This window comes from Cellulomonas sp. GTC20042 (assembly GCF_055389595.1).
This window is the reverse complement of record NZ_AP043678.1, coordinates 314,140-340,375: the sequence shown is the minus strand read 5'-3', so window position 1 is coordinate 340,375 and position 26,236 is coordinate 314,140. Positions and strand designations below refer to the sequence as shown.

Genomic DNA, 26,236 nt, shown 5'->3' with positions numbered 1-26,236 from the left:
ATCGGTGTCGCGGTGACGTCGACCGGTCAGCCCGCGTCCCACCACCGGTCCGGCAGCCCGGGCGAGACGATCCGCAGCCCGTGCATCGCCGCCACCTGCACCAGGCGCTGGTCGTAGGAGGCGTAGCCGCCGATCTCCGGGTGGGCCACCGCGACGCCGAGGTGCAGGGCGGCGAACGGGGACAGCACCGCGGTGCTCATCGAGGCGACGCGCAGCGCCTGGTCGAAGTACCGGACCTCCTCCAAGCGGCCCAGCACGTCGAGGGCGCGCAGGCGCACGTCCGTCGGCTGCTGGGCGGCAGCGGCGCGCAGCTCGCCCAGGGACAGCGACGTGACCAGCAGCTCGGGCTCGTGCTCGGCCGCCCACTCCTGCCAGGCCGCCGCGTGGGGCGGGCCGGGGAGATAGCGCACGAGCGCCGACCCGTCGGCATAGACCCGCACGTCGCGAGAGCCTAGCGGGCTCTGCGGCGACGACGGGCCGACCGTGCGGATCGGCGCTCGTGGTCCGCCCTCGGCGGGGCGGGAGGGCATGCTCAGGCGGAGCGCAGGCGCTCCATGGCGAGCTGCACCAGCGAGATCAGCGTCTGCTTGGTCGCGGTGCGCGAACGCGCGTCGGTGTACAGCACCGGCACGTGCGCGGGGATCGCCAACGCCTCGCGGACGTCCTCCAACCGGTGCTTGGCCACACCGTCGAAGCAGTTCACCCCCACCACGAACGGGATGCCCCGGGACTCGAAGTAGTCCACCGCCGGGAAGCACTGGTCCAACCGATCGGTGTCCACCAGCACCACCGCACCGATCGCACCACGCACCAGGTCGTCCCACATGAACAAGAACCGGTCCTGCCCCGGCGTCCCGAACAGGTACAACCACAACGACCCCGGCAGGGCGATCCGACCGAAGTCCATCGCCACCGTCGTCGACGTCTTGCGGTCCGACACACCACCGGCGTCGTCCACACCCACCGAGTGCTCGGTCATCGCCGCCTCGGTGTTCAACGGCTCGATATCACTGATCGACCCGATGAACGTCGTCTTGCCCACCGCAAAACCACCCGCCACCACGATCTTCACGACCGTCGGCGCGGCGGACGGGTCCACGGCGCCGGAGGCCGGACGGGCGGTGGGAACAGAGGCGGTCACCGGGGCCGCCGCGGCGTCAGAGGGCGGAAATGCCATTGAGAACACTCTCCAGGACGCTGAGGGACAGGGCGGGCGACTGGCCGGTGCGGACCTCGACCGGGTCGGAGGCGTGGACGCGCACGAAGCCAGCATCCACGAGGTCGGACACGACGACGCGCACCACGCCGAGCGGCAGGTGGAGCAGGGCCGACAGCTCGGCGATCGAGATGTAGCCGTGCGACGCGTGCTGCAGGATGGCGCGCTTCTCCGGGGGGAGGCCCTGACCGCCGACACCGGCGGGCAGCAGCTCCACCAGCGCCTCGATCGGGTAGTCGGACCGCTCGGAGCGCACGCGGCCGCCCGTGACCGCGTACGGCCGGACGGTCCGGGTCTCGAACTCGCTCTCGCTCATCGGCACCTCACATGGTGGGCGCGCGCGTGGCGCCGTCGACGGGGAGCTGACCGCGCATCTCGGAGATGAGCTGCGGGGTCAGGGTGGACTCGGTCCGCGAGACCAGCATGGCCATCTCGTAGCCGATCAGGCCGACGTCGCAGGTGGCGTCTGCCACCACGGCGAGGACCGACCCGTTGGAGACGGTCATCAGGAAGAGGAACAGGTTGTCCATCTCCACGATCGCCTGCCGGACGTCACCCGCGCGGAGCTGACGGGCAGCCCCCCGGGTGAGGCTGGACATGCCCGCGACGATCGCCGCGAGCTGGTCGCCGCTGGTGCGGTCGAGCTGCTCGGACATCGCCATGAGCAGACCGTCCGCGGACACCACCAGCGTGTGCCGGGTGCCGGGCACGGTCCGGACGAAGTTGTCCAGCAGCCAGCCGAAGTTGGCTGCCTCGGTGCTGAGGGTGGTCACTCATCCTCCTGACGTGGTGCAGCCGAGGCTGCGTGGGCTGCGTTCACCATGTCGGCGACGACTCCGGCGGGCTGCTGGTCGGGCGTGGGCTCGGCCCCCGGGGCGGGGACGTCACCGGACTCGGTCTCGGCGAGGGCACGACGCCCCCGGCGGGTCCCGGACTGGAAGGACGACAGGCGGCTGCGCAGGCCGTCGGCGTCGCGGGCCGCGGTGCCCTCGGTGTCCGCCTCGATCTCCGGCGCGGCCGGGATCGCGGTGGGCACACGGCGGGTGAGCGCCCCGTTCGCGGGCCGGTCGACCACGGTCGGCCGGTACGCGGAGAGCTGGCTCAGCTCGGACAACGCCTGCTCCTGGATGTCGGCTCGCTGGGCGAGCATCGCGGCGGCCTCCGCGTCGAGCGCACCCGAGTGCGACGCGGCGGCGGGGGCGTCGCCCTGGCGCGCGGTCGCCCCGGTGGCCCACGACGGGGTCGTGCCGGCGGCACCGCCCTCGGGCGACCAGGCGGAGGCCCAGGCGCTGACGTCGCGCGGCGCGGAGACGGCGGGGATGGTCGAGGCCGAGGGCTCCTCCACCGGCGGCGGCACCGGGGCCGGGGTGCGGGTCGGCAGCGCGGCGGACCAGCCCGGGGTGCTGGCGGCGGGCGCGGGCTCCTGCGGGGCCCAGGCGGGCGGCGTCGGCCCTGACTCCGGGGCGATCGCCCACAGCGGCACGGCGGGGTTCTGCCCGGCGGGCTCCGGCGCCCAGGAGGCGGCCGGCTGCGGCGACCAGGCCGGGGTCTCGGCGACCGGCTCCGGGGTCTCGACCACCGGCTCGGCGGCCCACGAGGGGGCGGCGGGCGGCTCGGCGACGGGCGCGGCCACCGGCTCCGGCTCGACGACCGGCGCGGGCTGCTGGGTCCAGGCGGCGGGGGCGGCGGGCTCCTCGCCGGCGCTCCACGCGGTGCTCGGGGTCCACGCCGGGCGGTCGACCGCCGGGGCTGCGGCCACCGGCGCTGCCGGGGCGGCGGGCGGCTGGGCGACGGGCTTGCGGCGGCCGAAGAACGAGCGCTTCGTCTTGCGGGGACGCTCGCGGTGCAGCTCCTCGCGGCCGTCGCCCTGCACCAGCGAGGCGAAGTCGGGCAGCGGGGCGGCGGGCTCGACGGGCTCGGCGGCGGGCGAGAACGCCGAGGCGCGGACCGGGGCCGGCTCGGGGGCGATCGGCTCCGGCGCGACGGGCGTCGGCGGGAGCGCGGAGGCGCGGGTCGGCAGCGCGGCGGCCGGAGCCTCGGTCGGCGCGGCCCAGTGCTGGTCGGCGGACCAGGAGGACAGCACCGGCTGCTCGGGAGCGATCGGCTCGACGACGGGATCGGGCGCGACGTACGGCTCGGGCGCGGCGTACGGCGCGGGCGCGGCCAGGCCGGCGACCGGCTCACCGACGGGAGCGGGCAGGTCGGCGAGGTCCGGCAGACCGGACGGCGGCTCGGGCGCGGACCACTGCTCGGCGGCGTCCCACGCGGGGGCGGCCGGGGCGGCCTGCGGCTCGGTCGGCGCCCACGGCTCGGCCTCGGACCACGCGGGGTCGACGGTCTCCGCGACGTCCTGCGCGGCGCTCGACCAGGCCCACGCGTCCTCGGCGGGCTCGTCCGGCACCAGACCGGGCACGACCAGCGCCGCCGGCGCGACGGGCTCGGCCGGCACCTCGGGCTCGGGGTCAGGGGCGAGCGCGGGGATCTCCGGCAGCAGGTCGACGGGCTCGGGCGCCGGGGTGGCGTCCAGCGGGCTCGCCAGGTCCTCGGCGGGCGCGAACGCGGCCTCGGCTGGCGCGGCGTCGGCGGGCGCGGTCTCGGTGACCGGCTCCTCGGCCTGCCAGGCGTCCGGCGACCAGGCGTCGGCACCCCAGGCGGGGGCGTCCGTCTCGCCGACCGGGGCGGCCTCGACCGCGTCCACCGGCGCGGCGGCCGGCTCGTCGTCGGTGATCGGCAGCTCGGTCAGGCGGGGCAGCGCGTCGCGACCGCGGAACCCGGCGAACAGGCCGCTGCGCGGGCCGGCGGCGTCGACGTCGGGCGTCGGCTCCGGCTCGGGCGCAGCGGGCGTCGCCGGGGTGCGGGTGGGCAGCGGCGCGGCCTCGTCACGGCTGGGCAGCGCGGCGCGCGAGGGGAGCGCGGCGGGGCCGGCGGCGGGCACCTGCGGGGTCCACACCTCGGCGGCGGCGGCCGCGACCTCCGGCGACAGGGTCGCCTCGGCGGGGGCCGGCAGCACGACCTCCGGCTCGCTGGGCGCCTGGGCACCGCTGACGCGGCGCTTGGGCAGGCCGGTGGTGGTCGCACCGTCGGTGAGCGCGGCCAGGTCGACCGGCACCGCCACCGGCGCCTCGGGGATCGCCCCGGTGGCCGGGCCGCTGACCTGGCGCTGCGCCGGCGCTGGGGCGGACTGACCGCCGAGGGCCGGGTCGTGCGAGGTGAACAGGGCCGCCGGGAAGGAGACCGCGGCCACCGTGCCCGAGGTCGAGTGGTGCCCGGAGGCGCGCTCCAGGCGGACGTGCGCGCCGAGGCGGCGGGCCAGGCGCGCCACCACGAAGAGGCCGAGGCGCTGGGCGCCGATCGCGTCGGTGGCGGCGGTCGCGCCGATCGTCGCGTTGGCCTCCGCCAGCTCCTCGGGGGTCATGCCGAGACCCTGGTCGATCACCTGGACGGTCACCAGGTCGCCGCTCACGCCGGTCGAGACGATCACGGGGGTGCCCGGCTCGGAGAACAGCGTCGCGTTCTCCAGCAGCTCGGCGAGCAGGTGGGCGGCGGCCAGCGCGTTGAAGCCGTGCATCAGCGGGTCCGCGCGCAGCTCGAGCTGCACCCGGTCGTACTGCTCGATCTCCGAGGACGCGGTGCGGATCACGTCGGACAGCGGCATCGCCTCGCGCAGGCGGCGGCCGGAGTCGATGCCGGCGAGCACCAGCAGCGACTCGGCGTTGCGGCGCATACGGGTGGCGAGGTGGTCGAGGCGGAACAGGTTGGCCAGCGCCGCCGGGTCCTCCTCGGTGCGCTCCAGCTGGTCGATGAACGACAGCTGGCGACCGAGCAGCACCTGGTCGCGCCGGGCGACGTTGACGAACATCTCCGCGATCGAGCCACGCAGCGCGGCCTGCTCACGGGCGACCTGGATGGTGGTGGCGTTCACCGAGTTGAACGCGGCGGCGAGCTTGCCGACCTCGTCGGAGGACTCCACCGGGATCTCGGCGAGCGTGAGGTCCGGGGTCTCGCCCGGCACCGCCACCTGCTCGACCAGGCGCGGCAGCTCCTCGCGCACGTCACCGGCCGCGGAGGTCAGGCGGCGCAGCGGCACGACGATCCCGCGGGACACCAGGAAGGCGATCACGATCGACAGCGCGGTGGCCAGCACGGTCGCGCTGATCGTGATCACGGCCTCGCGCTGGGCGCTGCTCGCCAGCGAGGACGCCTGTGACGACGCGGAGGACAGCAGGTCGTCGGCCACCGGGCGCAGGCCGGCGAGCTCGGCGTTGGTCAGCGTGTTCCACCGGTTCGTGTCCAGCGCAGACACGGTCAGCTCGTTGCCGGACACCAGCGACAGCTGCAGGGCGGTGAGGTCGGCATCGCGGGACGGCAGCTGGATGCCGGCCAGGTGCAGGTTGTTGGTCGCGGTGCGGGCGTCGGCACGGGCGGCGTCCTGCACGGCGAACAGCGAGGCGAGCTCGCGCACGCGGCTGGTGTCGGCGCCGTCGTCCGCGAACACCTCGAGGGCGGTCGGCTGCGCGCGCAGCACCTGCTCGATCGTGTCGGCGATGTAGCCGTAGGCGGACAGCCGGCTCGCCAGCGAACGGTCGGACAGCGTCTCGGCGACGAGGGCCGGCACGTCGTTCGCCGCGGCGATGATGTCGGTGTAGTTGCTGTCGACCAGCGACGACGGGACCGTGCCGTCGACCACGCGCTGACGGATCGACTCGATCTTGTCCTGCTGGCTGCGCGAGGCCGCGACGGCCTCGGCCACGCGGGCGTCCAGCGGGCTGACGTCGAGGTCGGCGACCGCCTGCTCCAGCGCGGCCATCGCGTCGTCGGTGCCCTTGCGGGAGGCCTGGATGCTGCCGGACAGCGGCGATCCCGACACGCTCTGCATGGACAGCGTGCGCTCCTGCTGCAAGGCCTCGGCCAGCCGGGCGTACTGCGGCAGCGTGCGCACCACGTCCTCGACGGCCGCGGCGGTGCGCGCCTGGTCGAAGGACTGCAGCGAGATGAACGCGGACAGGGCGAGCAGGACGAGCACCGGCACCGCGAGCACCGCCAGCACCTTGGTGCGGATGCCGAGCCTGCGCAGCATGTCGACCTGCCTTCCCATCCCTGGTTGTCGCCACCCGGCCGCCGCCAGCCGCGACCGAGCGCGGGCGCCACGGACAGCACCCGTCTTCGTCTCATCGGCGCGCGCGGGCGAGGACATGAGCCCCGACAACGGATTCATCCGTGCAGCGCTTCTCCGCGACCTGCTCGGACGCCGTCATCACGCGGGACTCACGCCGTCGGGTGCCGCCGCCCTTTCACCCGCACGCACGACCGCGGGGGCCGGTCGTACGCTCGTCCGGTGCGCGTGATCGAGGTGCGGGAGCCGGGCGGACCGGAGGCGTTGGTCGTGGGCGAGCGGCCGGACCCGGTGCCGGGCCCCGGCGAGGTCCGGGTGCGCGTCGCGGCGGCCGGGGTCAACCGCGCCGACCTGATGCAGCGCGAGGGCCGCTACCCGCCGCCGCCCGGGGCGCCGGAGTGGCCCGGGCTGGAGGTGTCCGGCACGGTCGACGCCCTCGGCCCCGGCGTCGAGGGCTGGACGGTGGGCGACCGGGTCGCCGCGCTGCTCGCCGGCGGCGGCTACGCCGACCTCGCCGTCGTGCCCGCCGGGCTGCTGCTGCCCGTCCCGGAGGACCTGGACCTGGTCGACGCCGCCGGGCTGCCCGAGGCGGTGTGCACCGCGTGGTCGAACCTGGTGGACGTCGGTCGGCTCGGCGCCGGGGACGTGCTGCTGGTGCAGGGCGGGTCCGGCGGCGTCGGCTCGGTGGCCGTGCAGATCGGGGCCGCCCTCGGCGCCCGGGTGATCACCACCGCCGGCGGGGCCGAGCGCGCCGACCGCTGCCGTGCCCTCGGCGCGGACGTGGTGATCGACCACCGCACGCAGGACGTCACCGCCGCCGTGCTCGACGCCACCGACGGCCACGGCGCCGACGTGGTGCTCGACGTGCTCGGCGCGGGCGGGCTCGCCGGGAACGTCGCCGCGCTGGCGGTCGGCGGTCGGCTGGTGGTGATCGGCACCCAGCGCGGCAGCCGGGGCGAGCTCGACCTCGGGGCGCTGATGGCCCGGCGTGCCTCGGTCGCCGCGACCACGCTGCGGCCCCGCCCGCTCCCCGAGAAGGAGCGCCTGGTCGCGGACGTGCACGCCCACGTGTGGCCGATGCTCGCCGACGGGCGGCTGCGCCCGGTGGTCGACAGCCGGGTCCCGCTGGCGGAGGCCCCGCAGGCGCACCGGCTGCTCGACTCCGGCCGGGTGTTCGGCAAGGTCCTGCTGCTGGCCGCCGGATGACGGGGCAGGATGGCCGGATGAGCGAGACGGACGAGGGACGCGCCCCGCGGGTCGTGGTGCTGGGCGGCGGCGAGACTCCCGACCCGGCGCCGGGCGAGCAGCCGGAGGACCCGAGCGCGCTGGTCGGCCAGCCGGCGAAGGTCATGCGGATCGGCACCATGATCAAGCAGCTGCTGGAGGAGGTGCGCAGCGCGCCCCTGGACGAGGCCGCCCGCGCCCGCCTGGCCGAGGTGCACGAGCGCTCGCTGCACGAGCTGGAGGACGGCCTGTCCCCCGAGCTCGTGGACGAGCTGCACCGGATCACCCTGCCGTTCTCCGACGACTCCGCCCCCTCCGACGCCGAGCTGCGCATCGCGCAGGCGCAGCTGGTCGGCTGGCTGGAGGGCCTGTTCCACGGGTTGCAGACCGCGCTGGTCGCGCAGCAGATGGCCGCGCAGGCCCAGCTCAGCCAGATGCGCCGCGCCCTGCCCGGCGGTCACGCCCCGGACGGTCCGGACGCCCCCGGAGCCTCCGCGGGCGAGGGCCCCGGCCAGTACCTCTGACCGCGCCGGTCGGGCGCGGTCAGCCCGGCGTGCGGCGGGTGGCGGTGAGGGCGATCGCGGCGGTGACGCAGGCCAGCCCGACGACCTCCCACCCGTGCGGCCACTGGCGCAGCGCGAGCGCACCGACCACGGCGGCGGTCGCCGGGAGCATGGCCAGCAGCACCGCGAAGGTCGCGGCGGTCACCCGGCGGAGCACCACCTGCTCGATCGCGTAGGGCAGCACCGAGGACAGCACGGCGATCCCCACCACGCTCAGCGCGAGGTGCCAGTCGTGCAGCACCGGTGCGGCGTCGGCAGCGAGGAACGGGGCCGTGACCAGCGCGCCGGCGGTCATGCCGACGGCCAGCGAGGCGATCCCGTCCGGCGCGGGCCGGTCGTCGCCGGACGGGAGGGCCGACCCGCTGCGCCCCTGCGCGACACGTCGCCCGAGCAGGATGTATCCCGCCCAGCACGCCGCCGCGAGACCGATCGCCACCAGCCCGCGCACGGCGCCCGGCTCGCCCCCACCCTCGAGCTGCACCCCGGCCAGCAGCACCACCCCGGCCGCGGCGACCAGGATGCCGCCGCGCTCCTGCCAGGACCGGCCGGTGATCGCCGCCACCGCGACGGGGCCGAGGAACTCGATCGCGACCGCGGTGCCGAGCGGCAGCACGTCGATCGCCACGTAGAAGGCCACGTTCATCCCGGCGAGCACGATCCCGAACGCCACCGCCGCGAGCAGGTCGGGCCGGGTCCACCGGGCGCGCCACGGCCGGCGCCAGGCGAGCAGCACCACGGCGGCGACCGCGATCCGCAGCCAGGCCACCGTCGGCGAGGCGATCACCGCGAACAGCGCCACCGCCAGCGCCGCCCCGCCGTACTGCGCGAGCCCGGAGAACAGGAACATCAGCGGGGCCGGCACCCGGTCGAGCCGTCCGGGTGCCTGGGCGCTGCTCACGGGGCCCAGGGTACGGGCCCGCGGACACACCGAGCGGGCACGTCCCGTCGTCAGGACGTGCCCGCTCGGTGCGTGCGGGAGTGCGGGATCAGCCCTTGACGGAGCCCGCCAGCAGACCGCGGACGAAGTACCGCTGGAGCGAGATGAACACGATCAGCGGCACCACCATCGAGATGAACGCGCCCGCGGTGAGGATGTGCCAGTCACCGCCGCGCGAGCCGGCCATCTCCGCGACGGCCACGGTCAACGGCCGCGACCCGACGTCGGTGAAGGTCAGGCCGACCAGCAGGTCGTTCCACACCCAAAGGAACTGGAAGATGCCGAAGGCCGCGATGGCCGGCACCAGCAGCGGCAGCAGCACCTGGAAGAAGATCTTCACGTGCCCCGCGCCGTCCACGCGGGCCGCCTCGACGAGCGACGCCGGGATGTCCTTCATGAAGTTGTGCAGCAGGAAGATCGCCAGCGGGAGCCCGAAGGTGGCGTGCGCGATCCACACCGTCCAGAACGAGCCGTTGATCCCCAGGTTGACGAAGTCCGTCAGCAGCGGCACCAGCGCCACCTGCAACGGGACCACCTGGAGCGCGAACACCGCGACGAACAGGAACTCGCGGCCCTTGAAGTCGATCCACGCGAAGGCGTACGCCGCGAGCAGCGCCAGGGTGATCGGGATGACCACCGCCGGGATCGTGATCACGAACGAGTTGACGAAGAACGTCGACAGGTTCGCGCCGGAGCCGTAGAGCGCCTGGTCGTAGTTGTCGAGCGTGAACTCGGCCTCGCCGTTGAACAGACCGCCGAACACGGTCCACCAGCCGGAGCGGCGGATGTCGAGCTCGGGGCGGAACGACGTGACGAGCAGGCCGACCGACGGGATCGTCCACAGCAGCGCGATCACGATCGCCAGCCCGGAGGCCCACGGCGACGAGAGCTTGCCCTTGGTGGCGATGGCCCGCTTCTCCATGCGGGACAGCCGTCGCACCTGCACCTGCGGCGTGCCGTCCTCCTCCGTCGCGATCGGGACCGTGGGGGGTGTGGGAGTGGTCGTCATCGGATCTCCTCCGACCGGCGCAGCTGGCGCACGTTGTAGATCACGATCGGGATCACCAGGATGAACAGGATCACCGCGAGCGCGGAGGCCAGCCCCTGGTTGTTCTGCCGGAACGCCTGCGTGTAGAACTCGTTCGCGATCACCTGCGTGCCGAACTGGCCGCCGGTCATGGTGCGGACGATGTCGAACACCTTGAGCGTGCCGATGGCGATCGTGGTGAGCACGACCACGAGGGCCGGCCGGATCGACGGCACGGTGATGAAGCGGAACATCTTCATGCCGTGCAGCCCGTCGAGGCGCGCGGCCTCCACGATGTCGTCCGGGATCGCCTTGATCGCGGCGGACAGCACCGTCATCGCGAAACCGGTCTGGATCCAGACCATGACCACGATGAGGAACAGCGTGTTCCACGGTCCGTTGATCAGGAACTGCTGCGGTTCCAGCCCGATCCAGACCAGCACCTGGTTGAGCAGGCCGGTCTGCTTGACGCCCGGCTGGTTCGGCCGGAACTCGTAGACGAACTTCCAGATGATCGAGGCGCCGACCATGGAGATCGCCATCGGGATGAACACCAGCGCCTTGGCCAGCTTCTCGAACCGCGTGCGGTCCACCAGCACCGCGTACACCAGGCCGATCAGCGTCGAGCCGATCGGCACCAGGATCACCCAGATCGCCGTGGTCACCAGCACGCTCTGGAACTGGCCCTCGGTGACCGCGCGCTGGTAGTTGTCCAGCCCCACGAACTCGTTCCCGCGCCGGTCGAAGAACGAGTTCCAGATCGTGATGATCGCGGGGCGCACCAGGCCCCACGCCACCAGCAGCAGGGCGGGCCCGGCGAACGCGGTCGCCACCACCCACCGCGGGATCCTCTTCGGTCGGTCGACCAGGAAGAGGATCGCCCCCATGACGACCACGAACAGCGCGATCGCCACGAACATCAGGACGAACTTCTCGCCCGTCGTGCTCGCATTCGTCAACCAGTCCATCTGCCCCTCCACGCCCTCATGAGCAGGGTCGGCCCGCCCGACGACCGGGGATCTGCTCCCCGTGCCGCCGGGCGGGCCGTTGCCGTCAGTGGCTGTCGCCCGTCAGGACGCCGGCCAGGAGGCCTCGATCTGGTCCGCGACCTCCTGGCTGGAGGACCCGGTGAGCCAGTTGACGATGCCGGTCCAGAACGTCCCGGCACCCACCTCGCCCGGCATGAGGTCGGAGGCGTCGAAGCGGATCACGGAGTCGGGGTCGGAGAGGATCTCGGCCGACAGCTTGTCGAAGTCGGTGGCGAGGTTCTCCGGGTCGAGCCCGTTGTTGGCGCTGACCCAGCCGCCCATCGGGGTGGTCTTGGCCTTGGTGTTGGCCCAGTCCGCCGAGGAGAGGTAGGTCTGGAACGCCTGCACCTCGGGACGGTCGTTGAAGGCCGCCACGAACTCGCCGCCGCCGAGCACCGGCTTGATGTCGGTCTGGTTGGTCGGCAGGTAGAAGGCGTAGACGTCGCCGTCGGGGGCCACCTCGGTGCCCTCCGGCCACTGCGTGGCGTAGAAGTTCGCCGCGCGGTGCATCCAGCAGGTGCCGTCGAGGATCGGGAAGCCCGCGTCGGTCCACGGGGTGGTGGCGATGGAGTCCACGCCGCCGAGGCCCGCGTTCACGAAGTCCGGGTTCTTGAGGATCTCGCCCGCGGTGTCGAAGGCGTCGACGATCTGCGGGTCGTTGAACGGGATCTCGTGGGTGTACCACTGGTCGTAGACGTCCGGGCCGGCGGTGCGGAGCACGACGTCCTCGATGAAGTCGGTGCCCGGCCAGCCGGTCGCGTCACCGGACTCCACGCCCGCGCACCACGGCATCGCGCCGTCGTCCACGATCTGCTGCGAGAGGTCCATCATGGCGTCCCAGGTCTCCGGGACCTCGTAGCCGGCGTCCTCGAACATCGACGGCGAGTACCAGACGAAGGACTTGGCGTTGGCGCCGAGCGGGGCGGCGTAGAACGTGCCGTCGACGCTGCCGTAGTCCTTCCACGACGCGCTGAAGAACTCGTCCACGTTCGCCGCGGTGGCGTCCGGTGCCGGCACGATCGCGTCCGGGAAGTCCTGGACGATCGTCTTCAGCAGGCCGGGCTGCGGCAGGTAGGCGATGTCGGGGGCGTTGCCCGCCTGGATGCGCACGAGCAGCTGCGCCTCGAACTCGCGGGAGCCCTCGTACTCGATGGTGACGCCGGTGCACTCCTCGAACGGGTCGTAGGAGTCCTCCTGCGTCTGCTGCTCGGGCTCGACGATCGACGTGTAGATCGACACGGTCGTGCCGGTCAGGTCGCCGAACTCCTCGTAGGGGGCGCAGTCGATCGCGTTGGCCGAGCCGCCGCCCTCGCTGCCGCCGGTGCTCTCGCCGTCGTCGCTGCTGCCCGAACATGCGGTGAGCGCGAGCGCCAGCCCGAGCCCCCCGGCGACCACGGCGCCTGCGCCGTGGCGACGAATCCTGGTCATGCGTTGCCTCCACCTCGTCGTGGTGCCAGCCGAGGCGGTCCGCCCCGGTGCGTGCCCCCATGCAAGCGCTTACATAGGAAACGCACAAGCGCTTCGGCTCACGGACCGGTCACGATTTGGTCACGGCGGGAACGCTCCCACCCGGGGCGGGGCGGTGGTGCCCCGCTCGACCAGGTGGGTGGGGAACACCACCTCGCGCGGCACGGGGGCACCGGTGATCATCTCCAGCAGCATCGACGCCGCCGTCATCCCCTGCTCGTGGGCGTTCTGCGCCATCGTGGTCAGACCCAGGTGCTCGCCCATGTCGTGCCCGTCCACGCCGATCACCGACACGTCCTGCGGCACCCGCAGCCCGCGGTCACGCACCGCGAGGATCGCCCCCATCGCCATCTCGTCCGAGGCCGCGAACACCGCGGTCACGTCGGGTCGGCGGTCCAGCAGCGCGTGCATCGACGCCCGCCCGCCGGCCACGTCGAAGTGCCCGTGCACCTCGAGCCCCTCCGGGCCGGCCAGCCCGCGCTCGAGCACCTCCGCGCGCCAGCCTTCCGCACGGCGCACCGCCGGCGACCACGACAGGGTGTCGTCCGGCTCGCCGCTGAGGTGGGCCACCACCCGGTGCCCCAGCCCGGCCAGGTGCGCCACCGCCCGCCGCGCCGTGCCCGCGTCGTCCACGCCCACGGTCACCCGTCCCGGCGCCCCCGCACCCACGAAGACCACCGGGTAGCCCAGCGCCTCCAGCGACTCCACCTCGGCGGTCTCCATCGGCAGGCCGACCACCAGCACCCCGTCCACCCGGCGCCGCAGCACGTCCGGGTCCACCAGCGGCCGGCGCGTGTCCCGCTGCACGTCGAAGGTGTAGAGCAGCGCGTCGAAGTCCTCCACGCGCAGCGTGCGCTCCGCACCCTCGATCACGTGCGCGAAGAACCAGTGCGCCACCCACGGGCTGATCAGGCCGATCGTCCGGGTGCGGCCGGAGGCCAGCGAGGACGCCGAGGGCGATGCGACGTAGCCGAGTTCCTCCGCGGCACGCCGGACCCGCTCGCGCGTGGCGTCGGTGACGTTGGGCAGCCCGCGGAGCGCCCGCGAGACGGTCGCGGTGGACACCCCGGCGACCCGGGCCACGTCGACGATGCCGTTGGCCATGGCGGGGATTGTCCACTCACCGGGGCGGCCCGGTCCACTTTCGCAGGTCAGCGCGCTCGGCGCCCGTCCGTGGGAGCGCTACCGCATCGGTGCAGGTCAGCGCGTGCCCAGGTGGGCCTCAGACCAGCAGCGAGCGCAGCACGTCGACCGCCCCGTCGTCCTCGATCGTCCCGGTGACCTCGTCCGCCGCCTGGCGCACCGGCTCCGACGCGTGGCCCATCGCCACCCCGCGGGCGGCCCACGCCAGCATCTCCAGGTCGTTCGCGCCGTCGCCCACCGCCACCGTCGCGAAGGGCTCGACACCCAGCCGCCGCCGCAGGTCCTCCAGCGCGCTCGCCTTCGACACCCCGCCGGGGGTCAGGTCCAACCAGGCCGACCAGCCCACCGCGTAGGACACCTGGTGCAGGCCGACCCGCTCCACCAGCGCGTGGAACTCCTCCGGCGTGCTGCCCGGGTCCCGGATCACCACGCGGGTGGCCGGACCGGCGCACAGCTCCTCGAAGGTCGACACCGTCTGCTCACCGGTCAGCTCCCCGTCCGGGAACACCCGCGACACCCGGAACCCGCGCCCGAGGTCCTCCACCGCGAAGTACGCGTCCGGCAGCTCCATCGCCAGCACCCGCAGCACCGGCTCCGGGTCGAAGGTCGTCATCTCCGCGACCTCGTAGCCCTCCGGCAGCGACGGGTCCAGACGGGCCGTCACCGCGCCGTTCGAGCACACCGCCCAGCCCTCGGTCAGGCCGAGCTCGCGCGCCACCGGCATCACGCCCAGCACCGCGCGCCCGGTCGCGAGCACCACGTGCGCGCCCGCGCCCCGCAGGTCGGCCACGCACGCGCGCACCTCGGGGGAGATCACCCCGTCGTACGACATCAGCGTGCCGTCGACGTCCAGGGCGACCAGGGTCCCGGCCGCGGTGCGCGGGTGCGTCATCGCGATCCGCCCCCCACCGGCTCCAGCACCTCGAGGCCGCCCAGGTACGGGCGCAGCCCCTCCGGCACCCGGACCGAGCCGTCAGCCTGCTGGTGGTTCTCCAGGATCGCCACGATCCACCGGGTGGTCGCCAGCGTGCCGTTCAGCGTCGCCACCGGCCGGACCTCGCCCTCGGCGGTGCGCTCCCGCACGCCCAGGCGGCGGGCCTGGAAGGTCGTGCAGTTGGAGGTCGAGGTGAGCTCCAGGTAGCGCTGCTGGCTCGGCAGCCACGCCTCGCAGTCGAACTTGCGGGCGGCGCTGCTGCCCAGGTCGCCGGCGGCGGTGTCGATCACCCGGTACGGCAGGTCGACCAGGGCGAGCATCTGCTCCTCCCAGCCCAGGATCCGCTGGTGCTCGGCGGCGGCGTCCTCCACCGTCGTGTACGAGAACGCCTCGACCTTGTGGAACTGGTGCACGCGGATGATGCCGCGGGTGTCCTTGCCGTACGAGCCGGCCTCGCGCCGATAGCAGGCCGACCAGCCCGCGTACCGCTTCGGCCCCGCCGACAGGTCGATGATCTCGCCCGAGTGGTAGCCGGCGAGGGCGACCTCGCTGGTGCCGACCAGGTACAGGTCGTCCGCCTCCAGGCGGTAGATCTCGTCGGCGTGCGCGCCGAGGAACCCGGTGCCCGCCATGATCTCCGGCTTGACCAGCGTCGGGGTGATCACCGGGGTGAAGCCTTCGCGCACGGCGAGGTCGACCGCTGCGTTCAGCAGCGCCAGCTCCAGGCGGGCGCCGATGCCGGTCAGGTAGTAGAACCGCGCACCCGACACCTTGGCGCCGCGCTCGGTGTCGATCGCGGCCAGGCCCTCGCCGAGCTCCAGGTGGTCGCGCACCGCGAACTCCGGGCCGTACTCGGCCGCGAAGTCGCGGGGCTCGCCCTCGTGCCGCAGCACCACGTAGTCGTCCTCGCCGCCCGCGGGCACACCCGGCTCCACCACGTTCCCGATCGAGCGCGCCAGCGTGGTCGACAGCTCGTCCGCGGCGTCCGCGTCGGCCTGCCGCGCCTTGACCTGCTCCGCGAGCGCCTTGCCCTGCGCGAGCAGCGCCTGCTTCTCCTCGCCCTGCGCAGCGGCCACCTGCTTGCCCAGGGACTTCTGCTCGGCGCGCAGCGTCTCGAAGTCGGTCAGCGCGGCACGGCGGCGGGCGTCCGCGTCGAGCACCTGGTCGACGAGGCCGGGGTCGTCCCCACGCGCCACCTGGCTGGCACGCACGACGTCGGGGTCCTGGCGGAGCAGCTTGAGGTCGATCACACCGCGAGCCTACCGACCCCGTCGGGGTGCGGCCCGCGCCGGGTCGCCGCGTGGGACCACTCTCATCCCCGCGCCGTGCGTCGCGCCCGATCTGTCCGGTTTCGGCGCTGTCGGCGCGGACATCTCGGACGGATTCGGCTCAGTGGTGTGTGGTTTCCACACTTCCGTGCAGGTCAGGGTCCCGGACCGGCCTAGCGTCGCGAGACACGCGGCTCGTCCGGGGCCGCTCATCGCGAGGAGGTGCCTGGTGTCGGTGAGCATGACCGAGGAGACGGTCACGGAGGCGATGGCCGTCCTGGAGGACGTCGGCGAGCGGGTCGGGCTGGACCTGCGGTGCGGATCGGCCCGGCTCGTATGAGTCAGTGGGACGAGCAGCGTCCGGGGCGGATCGATCGTGACGGGGTGCAGGCCCTGGTCTATCGGTGCGCGGAGCACCTGTCCGTCCTTGCCGAGCAGGCCACCCGGGTCGACCGGTTGGTCGCGACCACCGGCGAGGGCTGGACCGGGCAGGCCGCCGACACCTGGCGGCAGAACGCCACCGACCTGGCCACCCGGATCCGTGACCTCGACCCTGCCCTGCGCACCGGTGCGCAGGCCCTGGACGACTACCAGATGGCGGTCGCCTCGATCGCCGCCCGCGCGGACCTCGTCAGCGCCGACCTGGACGCCGCCCGGGCCGGTGCCGCGCACGCCCGCGCCGACCTGGCCCGGCTGCGTGCCGGGCTCGATCCTGACGAGGGTGATCTGCGGCACGCCCACTACCTGGTGAGTGTCCGCCAGGACGAGCAGGACCACGCCACGCTCCTGCTGGCCCGCCTGGCCGAGGAGCGCCGCAGCGCCGACCAGGTCCTCACCGCGCGGCTGCGCGCCGCCGTGCCCGCGACCTGGGCCGAGACCGGCGGGCTGGCCGGCACCCTGGACCCCGGGGTGTTCCGCGGCGAGGTGACCGACCTGTCCGCGATCGGCCTGTGGGCCCTCGCCCTGGAGCCCGGTGCCCAGGGTGACGCGGCGCTGCGCTGGCTCGCCGGCCACCTCACCGGCTCCGACCTGGACGCGCTGCTCGCCCGCTGCCCCGACCTGGCCACCCGGCTGATGCGTGTGGACCGCGCCGCGCTGGCCCGCTCCCACCCCGACCTGGCCGCCGCACTGGCCGTGGGTGAGCCCGACGCCCGGATCGCGGCCGTCGCCGCCGCGTTCGCGACCATGACCCCCGCGCAGGCCGCCCGCACCGCGCGGACGTTCCCCGCCCTGGTCGGGAACCTCGACGGGGCACCGCTGGGCGTGCGCGCGGCCGCGAACCGGATCGTGATCCGCGCGGCCATCCCCGACGCGCAGGCGCGGATCGTCGCGATCGACGCCCGGATCACCGAGCTCGAGGCCATCCGCGCGACCGGGTCGCACCGGTGGGACGACGAGCTGCTCCAGTGCCGGCTCGAACGCCAGGTGCTGGTCGACCGCATCCCGTGGTGCGAGGGGCTGCTCGCGGTGCCGGTCGGGGCGATCAGCTATCGACCTGACCACCCGCCGGCGTGGCACCAGGTGGTGCTCTTCGACCCCGACGCCGGACGCTTCGGCGAGGTGATCGGGCCGCTCGACGCGGAGAACCTGGCAGTCCAGGTCGGCGGCACCGGCACCAGCCTGGCGACCATGGACAAGGAGGCGGACCGTGCCTGGAAGTTCGTCGCCACCGACCCCGACGCGCTCGCGGTGATCACGTACCTCGGCGGGCCCATGCCGCAGAACGCGATCGTGAACTCTCCGCTGCGCACCTACGCCGACGCGATCGGCCCGCATCTGGCGGGCTTCGCCAACGGGATCCGCGCCACGATCGACGTGCCGCTGACCGTGGCCGGGCACTCCTATGGCGGGCTCGTCGTCGGCCAGGCCGAAGCCAACGGCATGATCGTCGACCGCGTGATCTACGTCGAGGCCTCTGGGTCCGGCGTCCGCGACGCCCACGAGTACGCCGCCCCGGACACACCCCGCTACTCGATGACCGCACCCGGCGACTTCATCGAACCCGTCCAGGCCAGCGGAGCCCACGGCTCCGACCCCGACGAGATCACCGGCACCATCCGACTCGAGACCGGACGATTCCATCCCGAGACACCCGCCGACGGACCCGAACGCCTGGTCAGCGGCTGGTCCTCGCACAGCGAGGTCTTCGACCCCCGCACCGACGCGTTCGTCAACATCCACGCCGTGATGACCGGCGGCGACGTGAAGCTCTGGACCCCACCGACCGACACCTGGGACCTCAACGACGGCGGCCACCTGACCTACACAGGACGCGAGTTCCCGATGAGCGACCCCGACTTCCAGCCCCCGACCCAGGACGTGCCATGAGACGACCCGTTGCCGCAGCACTGGCGTTGCTGCTGGCCGGCTGCGCCACCGGTCCGTCCCAGGCCGAACGCGTCACCGCGGTCCGTCAGACCTGGGACACCACCCGGGCCTACGCCCGCGACGCCGAGACCCGCATCCAGGACCTCCTCGTGACCTACCCCGACCTCACCTTCATCAACGGTGAGATCAACTCCCACAACGGCAACTGGAGCCCGTGCGACGACAGTCCCTACAACGACCACTGGGACGGCCCCGACGAGTCCTTCTGGCTCTACACCGTCGGCTTTGACGTCGAGCCCCGCCAGCCCACCGTCGACCTGCTCGAACCTCTCGTGCAGTCCTACCTCGCCGAGGGCTGGAGCATCTGGCGCGACCACCGCGACCACCGGCCGACCATGGTCGACGTGACCAAGGACGGCTACATGCTGCGCATCCAGGGCGTCTCGCAGGAGTACCTCGACACCGTCGATCACTACGCTTACCTCCAGATCAAGGTCATGTCCCCCTGCGCACCCGCCCCCGACAACCTCACCGAGTGGGACCACGACGACCCCGACGACTTCTCCTTCGCCACCCAGGAACCCCCGCAGCCCGCCGGATGAACCCGCGCCGACCCCCGCGCGCGGTCATCGCCGTACTCACCGCGGTGCTCCTGCTCACCGGCTGCGCACACGGGCCCTCCCAGGCCGAGCGCATCGCCGACGCCCGCGCGACCTGGAGCGTCGTCACCACCTCCGCACACGACGCCGACCAGCGCATCCAGGAACTGCTGATCGCGACCCACCCCGAACTCACCTTCAGCGACGGTGAGATGAAGCCCGAGCACGGCGGCTGGGGCGCGTGCGGCGCCGAGCCCTACAACAACAACTGGGACGGCCCCTCCGAGGTCTCCTGGCGGTTCAACCTCCGATACGAGATCGCGCCCCGCGAGCCGACCGTCGACCTGATCGAACCGCTCATGCAGTCCTACCTCGCCGAGGGCTGGAGCCTGTGGCGCGACCGCCGCGACACCGAGCCGTCGATGGTCGCCCTGGTCAAGGACGGCTACACCCTGCACATCCTGGCCACCTCCCAGGAGCACCTCGACACCGTCAAGAGCCACTACCCCGCGTACCTGCGCGTCGAAGTGATGTCCCCCTGCGCCCCGGCACCCGACCACCTCACCGAGTGGGACCCGAACGACCCCGACGACTTCTCCTTCGCCACCCAGGCACCCCCCGAGTCTGCCGGGTGACGTGCGCCACCTCCGCCGCACGTCTGATGCCGGGATCCCGCCTCCGTCGTAGATTCATGGCATGACCTGGGAGGGATGGCTGGCCGTCGTGGCCCTCGTGCTGGCGGTGACCGCCCTCGGCGTGTCCGTGGGGGCGTGGCGCGCGACGCAGCGCACGCCGGGTCGGCGACCCTCCCGCGGCTCCGGCCCTGCCCTGTCGCGCCCGGTCCCGGACGAGCAGGAGCAGCCGCACCGCCCGCTGGTGGCGTTCGTCGCGAACCCGTCCAAGCCGGGCGTGCCCGACCTGCGGCCCGAGGTGCGGCGGCTGTGCGCCGAGCAGTACCTGCCGGAGCCGATGTGGCTGGAGACGACCGAGGAGGACCCCGGGATCGGTCAGGCGCGTCAGGCGGTCGAGCGCGGCGCGGACGTGGTGGTGGCCCTGGGCGGCGACGGCACGGTGCGCGCGGTGGCCGAGGGGCTGGTGGGCACCGGCGTGCCGATGGGGCTGGTGCCGGTGGGCACCGGCAACCTGCTGGCGCGCAACCTGGACATCCCGGTCGGCGACCCGCTGGCGGCGGTGCGGATCGCGCTGGACGGCGTGGACCGGACGATCGACGTCGGCTGGCTGCGGGTGATCAAGTTCGAGAAGGACGTGGACGACGCCGTGGCCGAGGCCGCGGACGACGCGCCCGAGGACGAGCCCCGCGACCACATCTTCCTGGTGATCGCCGGGGTGGGCTTCGACGCGGCGATGGTGGCGGACGCCGACGACGAGCTCAAGGCGAAGGTCGGCTGGGTGGCGTACTTCGTCGCCGGGATCAAGCACCTGCACGGCAAGCGGCTGCGCACGACGGTGCGGCTGGACGACGCCCCCGAGGAGCCGGCGCGGGTGCGCTCCTTCCTGATCGGCAACTGCGGCCGGCTGCCGGGCGGGATCACGCTGCTGCCGGACGCGGTGCTGGACGACGGCTGGCTCGACGTCGCCGCGATCGACACCCGCGGCGGGATCGCCGGCTGGGCGCAGCTGTTCGGCGAGGTGGTGCTCCAGGGCGTCGGCCTGCGCAACCAGCTGCCGGCCAAGATCGGGCGGATCGACCACGCCCGTGCCCGCGAGGTGCACCTGACGGTGGCCGGCGGCGAGCACGTGCAGGTGGACGGGGACGTGCTCGGCGAGGCGAGCGAGCTGTCGGCGCGGGTCGACCCCGGCGCGCTCGTGGTGCGGGTCGCCCGCACCTGATCGCGTCGACCGGTCGCCGGCCCGTGCGCAGAACGCAAGGTGTGCACCTGCGGGTGATCTGACGTTGCCATACTGACCCGGCACGGCGCGTCCGCCGGGCACCGACGAAGGGGGACGGCGTGACGGCCGTGGACACGACCCAGATCAGCGAGCGCGAGCTCCGGCACGCGGCGGTGCTGGTCGCGCAGATCGGGACCGTCTTCGACCAGCGGGTCGTCGGGCAGCGCAACCTGCGCACCGCCCTGCTGAGCGCGCTGCTCGCCGGCGGCCACGTGCTGCTGGAGAGCGTGCCGGGCCTGGCGAAGACGACGGCGGCGCAGACGTTGGCCTCCGCGGTCTCCGGCTCGTTCCACCGGATCCAGTGCACCCCCGACCTGATGCCGAACGACATCGTCGGCACGCAGATCCTCAACTACGCCACCGGCACCTTCACCACCCAGCTCGGGCCGGTGCACGCCAACGTGGTGCTGCTGGACGAGATCAACCGGTCCAGCGCCAAGACGCAGTCCGCGATGCTCGAGGCGATGCAGGAGCGGCAGACGTCGATCGGCGGCGAGGTGCACCCGCTGCCCAGCCCGTTCATGGTGCTCGCCACGCAGAACCCCATCGAGGAGGAGGGCACCTACGTGCTGCCCGAGGCCCAGATGGACCGCTTCCTGCTCAAGGAGGTGGTGACCTACCCGGCCCCGGACGAGGAGCTCGAGGTGCTGGCACGGGTGGCGAGCGGGGCGCAGACGGCGCCGATCACCGGGCAGCCGGTGACGCTGGACGACGTGCGGTTCCTCCAGGGCCTGACCCGGCGGGTGTACGTGGACGACGCGATCCGCCGGTACATCGTGGCGATCGTCGCGACCACCCGCGGCGGCGGCCCGAACCCGATCGCCGGCATCCGGCAGCACGTGCGGGTCGGCGCGAGCCCGCGCGGATCGATCGCGCTGATGCAGGTCGCGCAGGCGCTCGCGGTGCTGGCCGGGCGGGCGTACGTGATCCCGGAGGACGTCAAGGCGCTGCGGCACCCGGTGCTCCGGCACCGCCTGGTGCGCACCCTGGACGCGCTGGTGGACGGCATCACCGCCGAGAGCATCGTCGACGCGGTGTTCGCCGCGGTCCCGGCGCCCTGACAGCGGGCCGATGACGCAGGAGGGCGCCTCCCGGATCGACCGGGTGCGGGCACGGCTGGAGCTGCCGCTGGTGCGGCGCGCCGTCGGCCTGCGCGACGGCCGGCACCGCTCGGTGCTCCAGGGCCACGGCCAGGACTTCGACGACCTGGCGCTGTACACGCCCGGGGACGACGTCGGGGACATCGACTGGAAGTCGAGCGCCCGGGCCGGCGGCGTGCCGGTGATCAAGCGCTACCAGCGGGACAGCGCGACGACGCTGGTGCTCGCGGTGGACACCGGCCGCACGATGGCCGCGTCGGCCGCCGGCGGCGAGTCGAAGCGGGACGTGGCGCTGCACGTGGCCGAGGCGGTCGGCGTGCTCGCCGGGGACCGCGGCGACCGGGTCGGCCTGGTCGCCGGGGACGCGGAGCGGCTGGTCCGCCTGCCGGCACGCTCGGGGCGGATGCACCTGGAGCTGCTGCTGCGCCGGCTGGAGCGCACCCTCGAGGTCGAGGGCCCCGCGCCGGACCTCGCGCGGGTGCTGGCCCGGGTGCAGGTGACCGCGCTGACGCCGAGCCTGGTGGTGGTGATCTCCGACGCCGGCTCGCTGGTGCCCGCGCGGGTGGACGTGCTGGCCCGGCTGGTGGCGCGGCACAGCGTGCTGGTGCTGTCGGTGGCCGACGCCGACCCGCTGGCCGCCGACGGACGGGCGCGGGGCGGCGCCCGGGACGTGATGGACGGCTGGGCGGTGCCGCCGGTGCTGCGCGGCCGAGGCGACCTGGCCGCCGCGGTGGCCGCGCACCGGGCGCAGCAGGATGCGGTGCGCGGGGCCATGCTGCGCCGGCTCGGCATCCCGCACGCGACCGTCCCGAGCACGGCGGAGGCGCTGACCGCGCTCGCCCCGGCCCTGGACCGGAGGCGCCGTGCCGCTCGATGACCTGGTGGAGCCGTCCCGCTACGGCACGGTGTGGCTGGTGCTCGGCATCCTGGCCGTGGTGCTCGCGGTGGCGTGGGTGGTGGTGGCCTGGCTGCTCACCCGGCGACGCCCCGGTGATCCGGAGCGCCCGCGTCGGGTCACCGGTGGTGCCACCGCCGCCGACCCGTTCGCCGGCGCCCGTGCGGACCGGCTGGCCGACCTGGAGCGGATCGAGCGCGAGCACGCCGCCGGCGCCCTGGACGACCGGGACGCCGACCTCGCGGTGGCCGCCGTGCTGCGCGAGTTCGCCCAGACGCGCACCGGCCTGCCCGCGCGGTCGCTGACCGCCGCCGAGCTGCACGCCGCCGGGTGGACCGGGGGCACCGCCGAGCTGCTGCTCGACCTGCTCGCGCCGACGTTCTCCGCACCCGGTGCCGCCCCCGAGTCGGTGAGCTCCGCGCTGCGCGGCGCGCGGGAGGTGGTGACCCGGTGGTGAGGGCGGTGCTGGTGTGGCCGTGGGCGCTGGCCGTGGTGGCCGTCGCGCTCGCGGTGGTGGTGCTGCTCGCCGTGCGGCAGCGCCGACGTCCGCACGCCGTCCCGGAGGACACCCGCTGGCTGGCCGCGACCGCCGACCTGGACGCGGTGCCCGCGGTGCGCACGGCCCTGCGCCGGTACGCGGTGCTGCGGGGTGCGGCCGTGGGCTGCCTGGCGGTGGCGCTGCTCGCCGCCGGCGTGCTGGTCGCGCGCCCGGCGCAGGAGCAGACGCTGTCCGAGCGGCTGGGCACCCGCGACATCGTGATCTGCCTGGACGTGTCCGGCTCGATGGTGCCGTACGACGCGGCGGTGCTGCGCTCCTTCCAGGGGCTGATCGACTCGTTCCAGGGCGAGCGGGTGGCGCTGGCGGTGTTCAACTCGACCACCCGCACGGTGATCCCGCTGACCGACGACTACGGCGTGGTGCGCACCGAGATCGAGACCGGCGCGACCGCGCTGGAGGGCGTCAGCGACCCGTGGTTCTCCGACGCGGCCCTCGACCGCTACCTCGACTTCGCCGCCGGCACCACCGGCATGGGCGAGGACCAGGCCTCCCTGATCGGCGACGGGCTGGCGTCCTGCGCGCTGCTGTTCGACGAGTCCGGCACCGAGCGCTCACGGTCGATCGTGCTGGTGACCGACAACGAGCTGCTGGGCGACCCGGTCTACAGCCTCGACCAGGCAGCCGACCTGGTGGCCGACCGGGACATCACCCTGTTCGGGCTGTTCGGCGGCCCGTCCTACCTGCGCGGCTCCGCGCTCAACCTCGAGTTCGACCAGGCGGTGCAGGGTGCCGGCGGTCGTACCTGGTTCGCCGACGACGCCGCGGCGATCGAGGACATCCTGGGAGACGTGATGGACCAGCAGACCGCCGTGCTGGAGGCCGACCCGGAGATCCGGGTCACCGACCGGCCGACCGGCTGGTACGTGCTGCTGGTGCTCGCCACCGGGGCGTTCCTGGTGCTGGCCTGGCGGGTGCGCGCATGATCCGCCCGCTGCTGCCCGTCTGGGTGCTGGTGCTGCTGCTGGCGCCGCTGCTCGCGCTCTGCGGGTGGCAGCTCGTGCGCGCCGTGCGCGGCCGGTCCGGCGCGCTGCGCTGGGGGCTGCGCACGGCAGGGGTGCTCGCGCTGGTCGTGATCGGCCTCGGGCCCTCGGTGGCCCGGCCCACCGAGCAGCAGGTCGGCGTGGGCGTGGACGTGTTCCTGGTGGTCGACCGCACCGGGTCGATGGCCGCGGAGGACTACGCCGACGGCCTGCCGCGGCTCGACGGGGTGCGCGCGGACCTGCCGGCGCTGGTCGCCGCCGTGCCCGGGGCGCGCTACTCGATCCTGGCCTGGGACAGCGAGACGCTGCGCCAGCTGCCGCTGTCCGCCGACGGCCGGGCGGTCGACGCCTGGGCGCAGACCCTCCAGCAGGAGTCCACCCCCTCGTCCCAGGGATCACGGCTCGACCGCCCGCTCGACGCCCTGCAGGACGCGCTGGTGTCCGCCCAGGAGCAGCAGCCCGGCCACGTGCGGCTGGTGTTCGTGCTGTCCGACGGCGAGACCACCACCGCCGACGGCGAGGTGGCGTCCTTCGCCGACCTCGCCCCGCTGGTCGACGGCGGCGGCGTGCTCGGCTACGGGACCGCCGAGGGCGGCCGGATGCAGTCCAGCGACGGCAGCGGCTACATCCTCGGCAGCGACGGGCAGCCCGGCGTCTCGCACCTCGACGAGGACGCGCTGCGCACGATGGCCGAGCAGCTCGGTGTCGAGTACCTGCACCGGGACGGCCCGGACGACGCCGCGCTCGCCGCGCTGGTCGGCGACGTGGACGCGCAGACCGAGGTGCGCGCCGAGGGCCGGGTGGTGCAGGTGTGGAGCCCCGCCGTCTGGCCGGCCGCCGCGGTGCTGGTCGCCCTGCTCGGCGTCGAGGTCTGGCTGCTGATCGGCGGCTGGGCCCCGGTGCACCGGCCCCGCACGCCCCGCACCACCCGCCCCGCCCCGTCCCCCCGCCCCGCCGAGACCACCGGAGCCGACCGATGAGCCGCCGACCGCGCCGCGCCGCGCTGCTGGGCTGGACCGCGCTGCTCTGGGTGCCGCTGCTGGTGCTCGGCACGATCGCGATCAGCACCTGGGTCCGCGCCGACGGGGCCGTCCGCGCCTACCGCGAGGACCGGGCCGCCGACGCCGCCGCGACCTTCGAGAGCCTGTCCTGGGTGCCGGTCGAGGACTGGAAGGCGCCGTTCGGCCAGGGGACCGCGATGCTGCGCGACGGCGGACCGGCCACGCTGGCGCTGTTCCAGCTCGACCGCGCGCTGCGGTCGGCCCCCGACGACGCCCGCTGCGACGTGCAGACCAACCGCGCGACCGCGCTCACCCTGATCGCCGACGACCTGCACGCGCAGGCGCTGGAGCACGCCGAGTGGACGATCCTGCTGCCGCAGGTGCTCGCGGGCACGATCGTGCCGCCCGACCCCGCGCCGTGGGGCGACCTCACGCTCGCCGAGGTGATCGACGCCGGGACCGACCTCGCCGAGCGCGCCGCCAGCCGGTACGGCGAGGCCGCCGCCGCCGTCGAGGACCCCTCCTGCGAGGACCAGCGCGACCAGGACGAGCAGCAGGACGCCCAGGACCAGGCCGACGGGCTGCGCGACCAGCAGCAGCAGTCGGAGGACCTGTCCGACCAGATGCAGCAGGACGGGTCGCCGCAGGACGGCGGCGGGCAGGGCGACGGCTCGGGCGACCCGCAGGACCAGGGCGGCTCCGGCGGCGGCGGGCAGACCCCCGAGGAGCAGGCCGAGCAGCAGCGGCAGCAGGAGCTCCAGGACCGCAACCAGCGGGCCGGCGAGGAGGACCAGGGCTCCGGCGGCGGCACCGACCCCGGCGAGGGCGGCGAGGGCGGCACGTCCCAGCCCTGGTGACCCGCGGCCCGGTCCGTGCGCCGAGGTTGCACGAACGCAGGCTTCACGCGCGCTGAAGGCTGCATCCGTGCAGTCTCGGCGCGGGG

At 74.1% G+C, this 26,236-nt stretch carries 24 protein-coding genes; 12 read left to right on the top strand and 12 right to left on the bottom strand.

The annotated features are described in order from the left end of the window. Nucleotides 1–26: 26 nt before the first annotated feature. From ACZ5HG_RS01575 to ACZ5HG_RS01555, 5 genes are all read right to left on the bottom strand, one after another. Nucleotides 27–440: a PIN domain-containing protein gene (locus ACZ5HG_RS01575; RefSeq protein WP_464180003.1), complete on the bottom strand. Its 414-nt coding sequence runs from the start codon at nt 438–440 to the stop codon at nt 27–29. A gap of 92 nt (nt 441–532) precedes the next feature. Beyond that, nucleotides 533–1,177 (bottom strand): GTP-binding protein, encoded by a 645-nt coding sequence (locus ACZ5HG_RS01570; RefSeq protein ID WP_464180001.1) that lies wholly within the window; start codon nt 1,175–1,177, stop codon nt 533–535. Then, nucleotides 1,158–1,532 carry a DUF742 domain-containing protein gene (locus ACZ5HG_RS01565; RefSeq protein WP_464182073.1) on the bottom strand — a complete coding sequence of 125 codons (375 nt, stop codon included), beginning with the start codon at nt 1,530–1,532 and terminating at the stop codon, nt 1,158–1,160. Before ACZ5HG_RS01565 ends, ACZ5HG_RS01570 begins: the two co-directional genes overlap by 20 nt. A 7-nt stretch (nt 1,533–1,539) precedes the next feature. Further along, the gene (locus ACZ5HG_RS01560; protein WP_464179998.1) at nt 1,540–1,989 is read right to left on the bottom strand and encodes a roadblock/LC7 domain-containing protein; all 450 of its coding nucleotides are present in this window, start codon (nt 1,987–1,989) and stop codon (nt 1,540–1,542) included. Continuing rightward, on the bottom strand, nt 1,986–6,293 hold the full coding sequence (locus ACZ5HG_RS01555; RefSeq protein WP_464179996.1) for a sensor histidine kinase: 4,308 nt from the start codon (nt 6,291–6,293) through the stop codon (nt 1,986–1,988). Before ACZ5HG_RS01555 ends, ACZ5HG_RS01560 begins: the two co-directional genes overlap by 4 nt. 258 nt (nt 6,294–6,551) lie before the next feature. On the opposite strand from ACZ5HG_RS01555, the gene ACZ5HG_RS01550 reads away from it, so the two are divergent. Further along, complete coding sequence (locus ACZ5HG_RS01550; protein ID WP_464179994.1) at nt 6,552–7,535, top strand: NAD(P)H-quinone oxidoreductase; 984 nt, start codon at nt 6,552–6,554, stop codon at nt 7,533–7,535. A gap of 17 nt (nt 7,536–7,552) precedes the next feature. Beyond that, on the top strand, nt 7,553–8,077 hold the full coding sequence (locus ACZ5HG_RS01545) for a bacterial proteasome activator family protein (RefSeq protein WP_464179992.1): 525 nt from the start codon (nt 7,553–7,555) through the stop codon (nt 8,075–8,077). Between the two features lie 19 nt (nt 8,078–8,096). Here the strand turns inward: ACZ5HG_RS01545 and ACZ5HG_RS01540 are convergent, their stop codons facing one another. From ACZ5HG_RS01540 to serS, 7 genes are all read right to left on the bottom strand, one after another. Further along, a complete protein-coding gene (locus ACZ5HG_RS01540) occupies nt 8,097–8,978 on the bottom strand; it encodes an EamA family transporter (RefSeq protein WP_464182071.1) in 882 nt (293 codons plus the stop codon). 124 nt (nt 8,979–9,102) lie between these two features. Then, the gene (locus ACZ5HG_RS01535; protein WP_464179990.1) at nt 9,103–10,062 is read right to left on the bottom strand and encodes a carbohydrate ABC transporter permease; all 960 of its coding nucleotides are present in this window, start codon (nt 10,060–10,062) and stop codon (nt 9,103–9,105) included. Then, nucleotides 10,059–11,048 (bottom strand): carbohydrate ABC transporter permease, encoded by a 990-nt coding sequence (locus ACZ5HG_RS01530; protein WP_464179988.1) that lies wholly within the window; start codon nt 11,046–11,048, stop codon nt 10,059–10,061. The genes ACZ5HG_RS01535 and ACZ5HG_RS01530 overlap by 4 nt, the downstream gene beginning before the upstream one ends. Nucleotides 11,049–11,150: 102 nt before the next feature. Then, on the bottom strand, nt 11,151–12,536 hold the full coding sequence (locus tag ACZ5HG_RS01525; RefSeq protein WP_464179986.1) for an ABC transporter substrate-binding protein: 1,386 nt from the start codon (nt 12,534–12,536) through the stop codon (nt 11,151–11,153). A gap of 120 nt (nt 12,537–12,656) precedes the next feature. After that, a complete protein-coding gene (locus ACZ5HG_RS01520) occupies nt 12,657–13,679 on the bottom strand; it encodes a LacI family DNA-binding transcriptional regulator (protein WP_464179984.1) in 1,023 nt (340 codons plus the stop codon). Between the two features lie 118 nt (nt 13,680–13,797). After that, nucleotides 13,798–14,610: an HAD family hydrolase gene (locus ACZ5HG_RS01515; RefSeq protein WP_464179982.1), complete on the bottom strand. Its 813-nt coding sequence runs from the start codon at nt 14,608–14,610 to the stop codon at nt 13,798–13,800. Then, entirely contained in the window at nt 14,607–15,902 is a 1,296-nt protein-coding gene (gene serS / locus ACZ5HG_RS01510) for a serine--tRNA ligase (protein WP_464179980.1), read from the bottom strand. Before serS ends, ACZ5HG_RS01515 begins: the two co-directional genes overlap by 4 nt. Before the next feature lie 354 nt (nt 15,903–16,256). On the opposite strand from serS, the gene ACZ5HG_RS01505 reads away from it, so the two are divergent. The 10 genes from ACZ5HG_RS01505 to ACZ5HG_RS01460 all read left to right on the top strand — a co-directional run bounded on the left by ACZ5HG_RS01505 (nt 16,257) and on the right by ACZ5HG_RS01460 (nt 26,150). Then, on the top strand, nt 16,257–18,248 hold the full coding sequence (locus tag ACZ5HG_RS01505) for an alpha/beta hydrolase (protein WP_464179978.1): 1,992 nt from the start codon (nt 16,257–16,259) through the stop codon (nt 18,246–18,248). Next, nucleotides 18,245–18,850 (top strand): hypothetical protein, encoded by a 606-nt coding sequence (locus ACZ5HG_RS01500; RefSeq protein WP_464179976.1) that lies wholly within the window; start codon nt 18,245–18,247, stop codon nt 18,848–18,850. The genes ACZ5HG_RS01505 and ACZ5HG_RS01500 overlap by 4 nt, the downstream gene beginning before the upstream one ends. Before the next feature lie 44 nt (nt 18,851–18,894). Continuing rightward, nucleotides 18,895–19,482: a hypothetical protein gene (locus ACZ5HG_RS01495; RefSeq protein ID WP_464179974.1), complete on the top strand. Its 588-nt coding sequence runs from the start codon at nt 18,895–18,897 to the stop codon at nt 19,480–19,482. 61 nt (nt 19,483–19,543) lie between these two features. Next, the gene (locus ACZ5HG_RS01490) at nt 19,544–20,698 is read left to right on the top strand and encodes a diacylglycerol/lipid kinase family protein (protein WP_464179972.1); all 1,155 of its coding nucleotides are present in this window, start codon (nt 19,544–19,546) and stop codon (nt 20,696–20,698) included. 128 nt (nt 20,699–20,826) lie between these two features. Next, on the top strand, nt 20,827–21,819 hold the full coding sequence (locus tag ACZ5HG_RS01485; protein ID WP_464182069.1) for an AAA family ATPase: 993 nt from the start codon (nt 20,827–20,829) through the stop codon (nt 21,817–21,819). 10 nt (nt 21,820–21,829) lie between these two features. Continuing rightward, the gene (locus tag ACZ5HG_RS01480) at nt 21,830–22,735 is read left to right on the top strand and encodes a DUF58 domain-containing protein (RefSeq protein ID WP_464179969.1); all 906 of its coding nucleotides are present in this window, start codon (nt 21,830–21,832) and stop codon (nt 22,733–22,735) included. Next, the gene (locus tag ACZ5HG_RS01475; protein WP_464179967.1) at nt 22,722–23,210 is read left to right on the top strand and encodes a hypothetical protein; all 489 of its coding nucleotides are present in this window, start codon (nt 22,722–22,724) and stop codon (nt 23,208–23,210) included. Before ACZ5HG_RS01480 ends, ACZ5HG_RS01475 begins: the two co-directional genes overlap by 14 nt. Beyond that, nucleotides 23,204–24,235 carry a vWA domain-containing protein gene (locus ACZ5HG_RS01470; protein WP_464179965.1) on the top strand — a complete coding sequence of 344 codons (1,032 nt, stop codon included), beginning with the start codon at nt 23,204–23,206 and terminating at the stop codon, nt 24,233–24,235. The genes ACZ5HG_RS01475 and ACZ5HG_RS01470 overlap by 7 nt, the downstream gene beginning before the upstream one ends. Then, complete coding sequence (locus tag ACZ5HG_RS01465) at nt 24,232–25,272, top strand: VWA domain-containing protein (protein WP_464179963.1); 1,041 nt, start codon at nt 24,232–24,234, stop codon at nt 25,270–25,272. Before ACZ5HG_RS01470 ends, ACZ5HG_RS01465 begins: the two co-directional genes overlap by 4 nt. Next, entirely contained in the window at nt 25,269–26,150 is an 882-nt protein-coding gene (locus ACZ5HG_RS01460) for a hypothetical protein (RefSeq protein ID WP_464179961.1), read from the top strand. Before ACZ5HG_RS01465 ends, ACZ5HG_RS01460 begins: the two co-directional genes overlap by 4 nt. The last annotated feature ends 86 nt before the right edge of the window (nt 26,151–26,236 follow it).

What these genes read in the sequence shown, in the direction of transcription:
- ACZ5HG_RS01505 (WP_464179978.1), top strand. Translation starts at nt 16,257, where the DNA reads ATGAGTCAGTGGGACGAGCAGCGTCCGGGGCGGATCGATCGTGACGGG.
- ACZ5HG_RS01520 (WP_464179984.1), bottom strand. Translation starts at nt 13,679, where the DNA reads ATGGCCAACGGCATCGTCGACGTGGCCCGGGTCGCCGGGGTGTCCACC.
- ACZ5HG_RS01535 (WP_464179990.1), bottom strand. Translation starts at nt 10,062, where the DNA reads ATGACGACCACTCCCACACCCCCCACGGTCCCGATCGCGACGGAGGAG.
- ACZ5HG_RS01480 (WP_464179969.1), top strand. Translation starts at nt 21,830, where the DNA reads ATGACGCAGGAGGGCGCCTCCCGGATCGACCGGGTGCGGGCACGGCTG.
- ACZ5HG_RS01500 (WP_464179976.1), top strand. Translation starts at nt 18,245, where the DNA reads ATGAGACGACCCGTTGCCGCAGCACTGGCGTTGCTGCTGGCCGGCTGC.
- ACZ5HG_RS01515 (WP_464179982.1), bottom strand. Translation starts at nt 14,610, where the DNA reads ATGACGCACCCGCGCACCGCGGCCGGGACCCTGGTCGCCCTGGACGTC.
- ACZ5HG_RS01460 (WP_464179961.1), top strand. Translation starts at nt 25,269, where the DNA reads ATGAGCCGCCGACCGCGCCGCGCCGCGCTGCTGGGCTGGACCGCGCTG.
- ACZ5HG_RS01490 (WP_464179972.1), top strand. Translation starts at nt 19,544, where the DNA reads ATGACCTGGGAGGGATGGCTGGCCGTCGTGGCCCTCGTGCTGGCGGTG.
- ACZ5HG_RS01570 (WP_464180001.1), bottom strand. Translation starts at nt 1,177, where the DNA reads ATGGCATTTCCGCCCTCTGACGCCGCGGCGGCCCCGGTGACCGCCTCT.
- ACZ5HG_RS01565 (WP_464182073.1), bottom strand. Translation starts at nt 1,532, where the DNA reads ATGAGCGAGAGCGAGTTCGAGACCCGGACCGTCCGGCCGTACGCGGTC.
- ACZ5HG_RS01545 (WP_464179992.1), top strand. Translation starts at nt 7,553, where the DNA reads ATGAGCGAGACGGACGAGGGACGCGCCCCGCGGGTCGTGGTGCTGGGC.
- ACZ5HG_RS01465 (WP_464179963.1), top strand. Translation starts at nt 24,232, where the DNA reads ATGATCCGCCCGCTGCTGCCCGTCTGGGTGCTGGTGCTGCTGCTGGCG.
- ACZ5HG_RS01530 (WP_464179988.1), bottom strand. Translation starts at nt 11,048, where the DNA reads ATGGACTGGTTGACGAATGCGAGCACGACGGGCGAGAAGTTCGTCCTG.
- ACZ5HG_RS01525 (WP_464179986.1), bottom strand. Translation starts at nt 12,536, where the DNA reads ATGACCAGGATTCGTCGCCACGGCGCAGGCGCCGTGGTCGCCGGGGGG.
- ACZ5HG_RS01555 (WP_464179996.1), bottom strand. Translation starts at nt 6,293, where the DNA reads ATGCTGCGCAGGCTCGGCATCCGCACCAAGGTGCTGGCGGTGCTCGCG.